This window comes from Empedobacter sp. GD03739, from assembly GCF_029843245.1.
GTDB lineage: Bacteria > Bacteroidota > Bacteroidia > Flavobacteriales > Weeksellaceae > Empedobacter > Empedobacter falsenii_B.
On sequence record NZ_JAOCHX010000013.1, the window covers coordinates 58,385 to 67,080 of the forward strand.

Consider the following 8,696-nt stretch of genomic DNA (forward strand, 5'->3'; position numbering starts at 1 on the left):
GAAATGTTAAATGATTGATGTTATTTGTCAGATTATTAAGTGTTTACGGTTTTTAATTGTTGTAAATATTGCTTAATAACTTGAATTACACCATCTTCATCATTAGAAGGCGCTTTAAAATTCGCTACTTCTTTTACATTTTGATGCGCATTTTCCATTGCAAAACTATATTTTGCCAAGTGTAACATCTCCAAATCATTCATAAAATCCCCAAAAACAATGATTTCTTCAGAAGAAATATCCAATTTATTCATCAAAGCTTGTAATGCAACTCCTTTGTTCGATTTTTTATTCATAACATCTAACCAAACTTCGCCAGAAACCACAACTTTTAATCCATATTTTTCAAAATCAACTAATTTTGGAAATACATTAAATTCTGTTCCACCAACGTGATTTACTGCAATTTTAATGAATTGTTCATTTTCGATTTTAGTTAAATCATCAACCCAAATATTTTTGTCATAATAATTTTTAAAATATTCTAAAAAAGTTTCATCTTTCGATTCCACATAAGCTGCATTTTTACCAGCCAAAACAATATTTGCGCCTTCTATTTTACGCACTTCTTCTACGATTTCTTTTACAACAGACCAATCCAATTCGTCAACAAAAATTTCTTCACCTTTATAGGTAACATAGGTTCCGTTTTCAGCAATAATTGCCAATTCATCTTTTATATTTTCAAAATAAGAAATGATACTATAATATTGACGACCACTTGCAGGTACAAATGTGATGTTGTTTTCTTTTAATTCTTCGTAAATTTTATTGAATTCTGGACTTAACGAATGATTAGAACGTAACAGAGTTCCGTCCATATCTGTCACGATTAATTTTATATTTTGCATTGATTTTTCTTAAATAAAAAGGTCTCATAATTGAGACCTCAAAGTTAGTTATAAATTTTTGGTTTGTTCTTCTTCGTTGTTCACGTGCTTAGAATTTTATAAAAAAATAAGAAAATTGTTCAATAGTGTAACTTTTTCTCCATGATATTATCGAGTAGTTTAAGTATTATTCAATATAAGTTTGTGTAGAGGAGTGACAAAAAAGAAGTTAATGTAAAGAAACACCTAAAAAAGCTAATCAAAAAGAGTATAAACCTCAGTTTTGTCCATTCAAAAAGTATCGAAAAAGAATTGAAACGTTATTTTCTCAACTATGTGATCAGTTTATGATTAGACGAAATTATGCAAAGACTTTTGAAGGGTTTAAAACCAGAATTCTAGCTAAAATTACTGCACTTACTGTGGTTCAGTACATTAATAAAACATACTTTAATCGAAATATTAATAAGCTAAAAACCAAAATTATTTAAAATGCACAACGGGTATTTTTTTATTATTTAGTTGGTCGATCAAAACCAAAGGTTTCTAAGCGACTATCTTTTTGGTTAAGAATGATATTTTTTAAAACTTGAGCTGCAACCATCGAAAAAGTAATCCCATTTCCTCCATAACCTAATGCAAATAACGTTCGGTCACCTTTTTTCCAAGGACCCATATAAGGTAAACCATCATTTGTGGAGCTAAAAGTTCCGCACCAAGCCATTTCGGTATTGAATTCAATTTCTGGATATAATCGACTAAACTTACGTTCAAGAGTTTTGATTTTTGTTCGAAGTAAATCATCTCTTTTATCAGGATTTTGAAAATCTTCATCTTCACCACCAACGATCAATCGATTATCTTTTGTTGTTCGCATATAAAGATATGGTTCTGCTGTTTCCCATAATAAGCTACGATTTGGCCAAACCATTTTTTCATCAATGGGAGCCGAACAAATGGCGTAAGTAGATAATAAATTCATTACTTTTTTAGGTAGAAATTGACCTGCTTCAAAACCAGTAGCAACAATTACATATTTGCACGAAATAGTATGTCCATGCTCGGTCAATAGTTCGCAATTGTTCTTATTTTCGTCTATTTTTTCCACTTTTGTATGGGTAAAAATCTGTAATTGATGTTTTTCTTGATGATACTTTAATAAATTGATAGCGCCTTTATAAGCATCCATCTGGGCAGAAGTATCATTTTGCAATGCAGCAATTCCATCAATATTTTGGTAAGTTTTCAATTGCTTAGCATCTAAATACTTCACAGGCAAACCGACTTCTGTTCTTATTGCATATTCTTCGTCTAACAATTTTACACCTTGCTGATTACTCGCTAATAAAACTGTAGGAACACGTGTAAAATCAGCATCAATATTAGTTTTTTTGAATATATTTTCTATATCTGTAATAGAATCCAAGCAATTGAAATAAGCATCAATAGCAATTTTTTTGGGAACAATATTTACTAATTTACTTAACGGGGTATCAATTTCATATTGCAATTGAGCAGTGCTTGCGGCAGAACTTCCAGTAGAAATAGTTCGTTTGTCTATCAAAGCGCACTCTATTCCAGCTTCACATAACTCGTGGGCAACTAAAGCACCTGTAATACCGGAGCCAATTATAGCAACATCTATTTTAAAATCATTACGAAGTGGATGGTATAAATCAAAGAATTCATTTTTCACAATCCAATAAGGTAATCCAGAATGTAAATCCATAGTTGCGAACTTGTTTAAGTTGAAATTTAGTTACCTAAAAAATCAAGCCAAATTATGATTTTTGACTTTTTTATTACAGAAATCGCTAATATTTCATAATTGGCTTAATGATTGTGATGAATATGATCATAATCTATCAGTTAGATTATTATTTATAAACCACTTAAAAATATTATGGCTAAATTAAAACGAAAAGATTATAAACTAAATTATATCGATTACGGTAATAAACTTGCTCAACCCGTTATTTTGATTCATGGTTGGCCGCTTAGTTTACAATCGTGGGAATATCAAATTCCTAAAATTGTAGAAGCTGGTTTTCGTTGTATTGCCTATGATCGAAAAGGTTTTGGAAAATCTTGTGCGACATGGGATCGTTACGATTATGATGCATTGGCTGAAGATTTACATGCCTTGATTGATGATTTACAATTGGAAAATGTTGTGTTAGTAGGTTTTTCGATGGGTGGAGGAGAAGTTGTGCGTTATATTGCCAATTATGGAAACAGTAATATTTCGAAAATAGCATTGATCAGTTCAATTATTCCACTCGTAAAACAAACTGATGATAACGAACACGGCGTTCCACAAAAAGACTTAGATCAGATTGTTCATCAACTTGAAACAAGTCGTTTGGAATTTTTAGAAGGTTTTCATAAAGGTTTTTATAATCATGGCTTGTTAAAAAAATCTGTAAGCAAAGAACAATTAGATTTTGATTTTTCGGTTGCTTCGCATGCTTCACCTATTGCAACTTTGAGAGCTGCACGCTCTTGGATGGACACAAATTTTAGAGCTGAATGTAAAATGATAGATGTTCCAACATTAATTATTCATGGAAAAGAGGATCAAACTGTACCAATTAAAACAGCTGGAGATCAAGCTGCAAAATTGATCGCGAAATCGACTTACATTGTGTATGACGATGCGCCGCATGGATTGAATATAACTCATAAAGAACAGTTGAATATGGATTTGATTGAGTTTTTGTTAAATATCGAACATAAAAAAGAGTAGAAGATGGGAAAAGTAAATAAAACAATTGTTTCTAGTTTGGCAATTGCTGGTTTAGGAGGACTTTGCTATGCTTGGCTTAATTTTAGAAAAGTAAAAATACCAACTTATGTAGAAGGTTGTTTTAGTTTTTGATCAAAACAATAATGTTGATAATCAATCCAAACAGAATTTTGATGTAAATCATTGTGGGTACGTCATATCCTCGTAGACTAAATTAGTAAAAAACTAATATAGCTTTATGATGATTAAAAAGACAAAAGAAATAGCAGCTTATTTAACTTATAGTAAAAAACTACAAGTTCTAAAATATGCCAAAGAATATGGAAATAACTCTATAGCATATAAATTTTTTGGCGTGAAAAAGAGTACATTTTATAAATGGAAAAAGGCATATGATGAACATGGAGAAGAAGGTTTACTTAGAAAAAAACCAACTCCTCGTACATTTCCCAATCAAATCAAGCAAGAAATTGTAAATAAAGTATTAGAACTTCGAAAAGAACATAGATTAGGGACTTGGCGAATTAAATTGTATTTAGAACGTTATCATGATATTTTAATATCAGAATCAAGTGTTTATCGTATTCTAAAACGCAATAATGTAGGTCGATTAGACAGAAAGGCAACTAGAAGAGCTATGCATAGTATTCGATATGAAAAAGAAATACCAGGTCATCATGTACAGGTTGATGTTAAATTTCTAATTTTTCAAGATGCAAATGGCCATAAAATCAAGAGATTTCAATATACAGCAATTGATGATGCTACACGAATTAGAGCGCTTAAAATCTATGAAAAGCACAATCAATTAAGTTCAATTGATTTCATAAATTATGTTGTAGATAAATTTCCTTTCAGAATTAATACAATTCAAACAGATAACGGACATGAATTTCAATCAAAATTTCATTGGCATGTTCAAGATTTAGGAATGAGACACCGATTTATAAAAGTAGGAACGCCTCAGTTAAATGGGAAAGTTGAACGATCTCATTTAACTGATAAAAAAGAGTTTTATCAACTTTTAAGCTATACTGATGATGTTGATCTAAATCAAAAATTAGAACAATGGGAAAATTTTTATAATTTCAATAGACCACATGGATCTTTTAAAGGAAAAACTCCTTATGAAATACTAAAATTAAAACTAAAATAATTATATTTAAAGTCTACGAAGTCATGAAGTACGACATAACATAATTTTTAATAAGTGTTACTTCCAGATGCAGAAAGTATAAAAGCCTTTATTTATCAATAGTGTAGGGGAGTGTGGTGTACTATTGGTGTACAAAAAGTATTCATATTTTAACGAAATATTAGCAATATCCGATAAAAGAATCAATCTTAATTATTACAATTTAATATTACTGATTAAATAATTCTTGATTTGTTTTGCTCTTTAATGATATTAATAATTTGTTTTTGAATCCAAACAGGAGCGTACTTTAATTGTTTTTGAACCACTTCATTATTTAATTGTTGCACGTTAGGTTGTATTTGAATTAAGAATTCATCTGTCACGTTTTTTTGCCCTATTTCTTTAAAAGCTTGAACAATCAAGTGTAATAATTCGTCTTTAATAGCAAAGCTTTTAGGAACTGTTTTTTTGAATTGAATAGTTCTATTTCCTATTTTTATTTCGCGTTGCGAACCATCGGTCAAGTAAACAGCTTTCAAAGGAATTTGAGTTGTTAAACCTAATAAATACAAAGCTAAAACTCCTGTTGGCGCAATACGAGCTTTATCCCGTTTAGCAATCTGTTTAGCAATTTCATATATAGTCGGATAAATCTTTCCTAATAGCAAATCTTTTTTAGGTTTAAGATAAATACCATGTGTTAAACGCTCTACTAAACCTTCATTTTCTAAACGAGAGAGAACTTTACGGATGTTATCTGAAGAACCATATTTTGAAAAATCATCTAAAAAAAATATTTCGCCAAATGATGATTTTGAAATCTTTGTTTCTATTTGATTTTTAGCTGATTTCATTTTGTTTTTGGTTAATTTTATGTCACAAATTTAGTGAAAATTTGTGACAAAATTTAATTTTAAAAATGTAATTATAGTAATTCTATATCTTGTAATTTTCTACCAAACTCATCATCTGCTGCTAGTTTGAAAAGATCATCTTGTAAACCTAGGGGTGTACTTTAATTGTTTTTTGAATGACTACATTATTTAATTGTAGCACAGTAGAATGTATTAGATTTATGAATTCATCTTTCACGTTTTTTTGGCCTATTTCTTTAAAAATGCACTGTCTTTTAAAGTGTATAAGTTTACAAATATAGCTTGGGTTAGCTTTTTCAAATCCATCTAACCTCCCCATTATTTAGTTCTGTTTTCAAATTAAGATTTATTAAGTGCAATATATGGCACTAATTGATGATTATTATATTCAAAACTTATATTAAATCTTAAAAAGTGCAATATAATGCACTTTTCTTGTTTTATATCTAATTTCTTTCTAAATTTACATTAAAAGTGCATTATATGACACTATTATTAATCGAACAGATAAAAGAACGTCGTAAAGTTTTAGCGATATCACAAGAAACATTAGCGGAGATTTCAGGTGTAGGTTTACGAACGTTAAAACAATTTGAAAGTGGTAAAGGTAATCCAACTTTAGAAACGCTTCAAAAGTTGTGTGATGCCTTAGGATTAGAAATTAAATTAGAGGTTAAAACAATTGAATCATGAGAATTGCACAAATTTTATATAAAGGAGAAAGGGCAGGAGTTCTAACGCAATTGGATAATGGTCGCTTTCATTTTATCTATAATGAAGATTGGTTAAATGATGATTCTAAGCCTTCTATAAGTTTAACGTTGCCTAAAAATCAAAAAGAGTTTGATTCTGAAACTTTGTTTCCTTTTTTCTATCATTTATTACCAGAAGGGGTAAATAAACGAATGATTTGTAAAACATATAAGATTGACGAAGATGATGCTTTTGGTATTTTACTACAAGCTTCTAAAGTAGATACAGTAGGTGCAGTAACAATAGAAAGAGTTTAGCATGAAGTTAGAAATAAAAAATTGTCCCGGTTCTTTAAAAGAAAATTTTAATACATATAGTCCAAGTGTATTAAAGAAGTTGTTTAATGGAAAAAAAGTGAATCCAATTTTAAATTATACTTCGCCAACTGATCGTAAGGATAAAAGTAGTTTTAACCAAAATCAAACACATATTTCTATTTCGGGATTTCAAGAGAAATATTCTTTAATTCTTGATGGAAATGAATTACGATTAACCAATGAAAACGAAAGTGGTCAATATATTTTGAAACCAATTTCTGATTTACCAAAAAATAGTGAATTTGCACCAGCAAATGAACATTTAACGATGCAAATCGCTAAACAAGTTTTTAAAATTGAAACGGCAGAAAATGCTTTAGTTTTTTTTAAAGATGGAAGTCCAGCATACCTTACGAAGCGTTTTGATTACAATGAAATTGGAGATAAGTTAGCTGTGGAAGATTTTGCTTCTTTATTAGGGAAATCTCCAGCAACTGATGGGGAACAATACAAGTATGAAGGAAATTATCTCGAATTATTTGAAGCCTTGAAAAAATATGTCCCTGCTTGGAAAGTAGAAACTCCAAAGTTATTCGCTTTGATTGTTTTCAATTATCTGTTTTCTAATGGAGATGCTCATTTAAAGAATTTTTCTTTAATAGAAACTCAACAAGGAGATTTTAAATTAAGTCCAGCATATGATTTACTGAATACCAAAATTCATATCGAGGATGCTGATTTTGCTTTAAAAGATGGATTATTACCGAAATCTATCTCAAAAGGTAAAATAATCGACCAATTATTTTTGTTAGGTGAAAATGCAGAAATGACAGAAAAATCTATTGCTAAAGTTCTTCAAAATCTATCTTCTAAGGAAGATCAAGTGGTAGATTTAATTGGTAAATCGTACTTATCAGAAAAGCTAAAACGAAATTATTTGCAAAGTTATCAGCTTCGATTGAAGAAACTGAAAATAATTGTAAAGTAAAAAAATGAACAAGGAGATTTCCTTAAAACATTTTTTATAATTTATCCTATAAGCAAAATGGAATAGGTTATTCCTTCTTTTCAACGTAATTTTAGAAGCGAAATAATAGAATCAAAAATGAAAAAAATATATATTACAACTTTAGATCACTTAGATCAAATTGCTCAAGCATCTTTTAATCAACCAAAAATTATTTATAAACACAGTACAACTTGTGGGTTATGTGATATAATTTGGGATATTGTAAAAGAAAGCGATTTTGAACTGAATTATTTAGATTTATTAACGTATAGACCACTCTCTAATGAGATTGAACGACGATACAATGTTCAGCACGAATCACCGCAAATCCTAATTATAAAAGATGGAAAATGTGTGTACAATGCATCACATCGTAAAATAAAAAATGAAGAAATTCAGAAACAATTAGATTTATTCGATTAAAGAATCTTCGGTTTGATTTCCTAACAGGAAAACTAAATTACGTTCGTGTTCATCAATAAAATCTTCACCTGTATAAAAAGTTTCATCTACGACAAGATATATCTTTAACCCCTTATTTAACTTTGAGTCTTTAAACACTAATTGACTTACAAAATATGTACTCAAATTATGATCGAAATTTTTGGTGCGACTATCAAATCTAAATTGGGCATGATTTCGTGGTCCCGAATATTTAGTTTCAACTTCTACTTGATTTTCTTCTTTCAGAACATTGATATAATTTCTTAAAAACGAAAAAGCTTCTTCGCGAGCAACAATCGGATCATCATTATAAAATGAATTAATTGTTACTTCTTTTGTTTCTTGATCGAATAGTGTTTCGACTTCATAATGAACTTTTAATTTCATAATCTTCTATTTTAAAATGATGAAGCAAACATATGACTACACAACTATCAGATTATCATAGTCTAAAAAATAATTATAAAAATATCTAAAAGACATATTTTGGCGGGATGGTTTATGACCTTTGTAATATAAATTAAAAACAAGAAAATATGCCTATAATTACAATTGAATTGTCTGATGAACAATTAAAAAAAGTGAAAGAAACCCTGAGTTATAATGGTAATTTAGACTTGAAAGAAGAAACTTTTAATGGAAGT

General features: G+C 29.4%; 11 protein-coding genes and 1 pseudogene. 8 read left to right on the forward strand and 4 right to left on the reverse strand.

Annotated features, from left to right (window positions below; translation table 11 throughout):
* Nucleotides 1–35 precede the first annotated feature (35 nt).
* Nucleotides 36–851: an HAD family hydrolase gene (locus N5E64_RS06050; RefSeq protein ID WP_280036363.1), complete on the reverse strand. Its 816-nt coding sequence runs from the start codon at nt 849–851 to the stop codon at nt 36–38.
* Between the two features lie 218 nt (nt 852–1,069).
* On the opposite strand from N5E64_RS06050, the pseudogene N5E64_RS06055 reads away from it, so the two are divergent.
* Nucleotides 1,070–1,321 (forward strand): annotated as a pseudogene (locus tag N5E64_RS06055) (transposase); the annotation flags it as partial.
* A gap of 23 nt (nt 1,322–1,344) precedes the next feature.
* Here the strand turns inward: N5E64_RS06055 and N5E64_RS06060 are convergent.
* The gene (locus N5E64_RS06060) at nt 1,345–2,559 is read right to left on the reverse strand and encodes an FAD-dependent oxidoreductase (RefSeq protein WP_280036365.1); all 1,215 of its coding nucleotides are present in this window, start codon (nt 2,557–2,559) and stop codon (nt 1,345–1,347) included.
* Between the two features lie 174 nt (nt 2,560–2,733).
* Between N5E64_RS06060 and N5E64_RS06065 the strand changes: the two genes are divergently transcribed.
* The 3 genes from N5E64_RS06065 to N5E64_RS06075 all read left to right on the forward strand — a co-directional run bounded on the left by N5E64_RS06065 (nt 2,734) and on the right by N5E64_RS06075 (nt 4,732).
* Nucleotides 2,734–3,576 carry an alpha/beta hydrolase gene (locus N5E64_RS06065; RefSeq protein WP_280036367.1) on the forward strand — a complete coding sequence of 281 codons (843 nt, stop codon included), beginning with the start codon at nt 2,734–2,736 and terminating at the stop codon, nt 3,574–3,576.
* 3 nt (nt 3,577–3,579) lie between these two features.
* Nucleotides 3,580–3,708, forward strand: a complete 129-nt coding sequence (locus tag N5E64_RS06070) for a hypothetical protein (RefSeq protein ID WP_260392044.1) — start codon at nt 3,580–3,582, stop codon at nt 3,706–3,708.
* A gap of 109 nt (nt 3,709–3,817) precedes the next feature.
* On the forward strand, nt 3,818–4,732 hold the full coding sequence (locus tag N5E64_RS06075) for an IS481 family transposase (protein ID WP_280036379.1): 915 nt from the start codon (nt 3,818–3,820) through the stop codon (nt 4,730–4,732).
* A gap of 215 nt (nt 4,733–4,947) precedes the next feature.
* Here N5E64_RS06075 and N5E64_RS06080 read toward each other — a convergent pair whose 3' ends face one another.
* Nucleotides 4,948–5,568, reverse strand: a complete 621-nt coding sequence (locus N5E64_RS06080; RefSeq protein WP_280036369.1) for a DUF6088 family protein — start codon at nt 5,566–5,568, stop codon at nt 4,948–4,950.
* 504 nt (nt 5,569–6,072) lie between these two features.
* Between N5E64_RS06080 and N5E64_RS06085 the strand changes: the two genes are divergently transcribed.
* From N5E64_RS06085 to ytxJ, 4 genes are all read left to right on the forward strand, one after another.
* Entirely contained in the window at nt 6,073–6,282 is a 210-nt protein-coding gene (locus N5E64_RS06085) for a helix-turn-helix transcriptional regulator (protein WP_038330353.1), read from the forward strand.
* Nucleotides 6,279–6,599: a HipA N-terminal domain-containing protein gene (locus N5E64_RS06090; RefSeq protein ID WP_280036371.1), complete on the forward strand. Its 321-nt coding sequence runs from the start codon at nt 6,279–6,281 to the stop codon at nt 6,597–6,599. The genes N5E64_RS06085 and N5E64_RS06090 overlap by 4 nt, the downstream gene beginning before the upstream one ends.
* Nucleotide 6,600: 1 nt before the next feature.
* Nucleotides 6,601–7,587 carry a HipA domain-containing protein gene (locus N5E64_RS06095; RefSeq protein WP_280036372.1) on the forward strand — a complete coding sequence of 329 codons (987 nt, stop codon included), beginning with the start codon at nt 6,601–6,603 and terminating at the stop codon, nt 7,585–7,587.
* Nucleotides 7,588–7,704: 117 nt separating this feature from the next.
* Nucleotides 7,705–8,031, forward strand: a complete 327-nt coding sequence (gene ytxJ, locus N5E64_RS06100) for a bacillithiol system redox-active protein YtxJ (RefSeq protein WP_280036373.1) — start codon at nt 7,705–7,707, stop codon at nt 8,029–8,031.
* On the opposite strand, the gene N5E64_RS06105 is transcribed toward ytxJ, so the two are convergent.
* Nucleotides 8,020–8,439, reverse strand: a complete 420-nt coding sequence (locus N5E64_RS06105) for a hypothetical protein (RefSeq protein ID WP_280036375.1) — start codon at nt 8,437–8,439, stop codon at nt 8,020–8,022. The genes ytxJ and N5E64_RS06105 overlap by 12 nt on opposite strands.
* Nucleotides 8,440–8,696: the final 257 nt, after the last annotated feature.

Coding starts and splice junctions, on each gene's coding strand:
- N5E64_RS06050 (WP_280036363.1), bottom strand. CDS start 851: ATGCAAAATATAAAATTAATCGTGACAGATATGGACGGAACTCTGTTA.
- N5E64_RS06060 (WP_280036365.1), bottom strand. CDS start 2,559: ATGGATTTACATTCTGGATTACCTTATTGGATTGTGAAAAATGAATTC.
- N5E64_RS06065 (WP_280036367.1), top strand. CDS start 2,734: ATGGCTAAATTAAAACGAAAAGATTATAAACTAAATTATATCGATTAC.
- N5E64_RS06070 (WP_260392044.1), top strand. CDS start 3,580: ATGGGAAAAGTAAATAAAACAATTGTTTCTAGTTTGGCAATTGCTGGT.
- N5E64_RS06075 (WP_280036379.1), top strand. CDS start 3,818: ATGATTAAAAAGACAAAAGAAATAGCAGCTTATTTAACTTATAGTAAA.
- N5E64_RS06080 (WP_280036369.1), bottom strand. CDS start 5,568: ATGAAATCAGCTAAAAATCAAATAGAAACAAAGATTTCAAAATCATCA.
- N5E64_RS06085 (WP_038330353.1), top strand. CDS start 6,073: ATGACACTATTATTAATCGAACAGATAAAAGAACGTCGTAAAGTTTTA.
- N5E64_RS06090 (WP_280036371.1), top strand. CDS start 6,279: ATGAGAATTGCACAAATTTTATATAAAGGAGAAAGGGCAGGAGTTCTA.
- N5E64_RS06095 (WP_280036372.1), top strand. CDS start 6,601: ATGAAGTTAGAAATAAAAAATTGTCCCGGTTCTTTAAAAGAAAATTTT.
- ytxJ (WP_280036373.1), top strand. CDS start 7,705: ATGAAAAAAATATATATTACAACTTTAGATCACTTAGATCAAATTGCT.
- N5E64_RS06105 (WP_280036375.1), bottom strand. CDS start 8,439: ATGAAATTAAAAGTTCATTATGAAGTCGAAACACTATTCGATCAAGAA.